The organism is Spirosoma agri (assembly GCF_010747415.1).
Lineage (GTDB): Bacteria > Bacteroidota > Bacteroidia > Cytophagales > Spirosomataceae > Spirosoma > Spirosoma agri.
Genome location: NZ_JAAGNZ010000030.1, coordinates 1 through 362, shown reverse-complemented (window position 1 = coordinate 362; position 362 = coordinate 1). Strand labels below are relative to the sequence as shown.

The following is a 362-nucleotide window of genomic DNA, read 5'->3' as shown; positions in this document are numbered from 1 at the left end:
GTTGTAGCGGTAGGTAGCCGCCGTGCTACCCTGCTGAGCGTTCAGCGTGATGGTCGGGTTGTCGGTATACAGCGTTAACGTGTAGGGACCCGGATCAGTTGTGGCCGCCCGCTCGTTGACTACCGAGAACGCAATAGCCCCCCCAGTCATGCCCCCGTACTGGGGCGTAAAGGTGACCGCCCGCTGACCGCCACTTACCACCACACAACTCACCGTTTGCACCCCGGTGATCGTAAAGCTACCCGGCTCACCTATCGTCGCAGAAACCGGGGCCGTCACCGTCAGTGTAAAGCCCGTGCTGGCACTCAAGCCACCTCCATCGGTGGCCGTCACCACCACGGTGGATACGCCCGTACTGGACA

Annotated in this window: 1 pseudogene; it reads right to left on the bottom strand. The window is 61.9% G+C overall.

Features of this window, described 5'->3' with window-relative positions:
* Positions 1-362 (bottom strand): annotated as a pseudogene (locus tag GK091_RS29325) (PQQ-dependent sugar dehydrogenase); the annotation flags it as partial.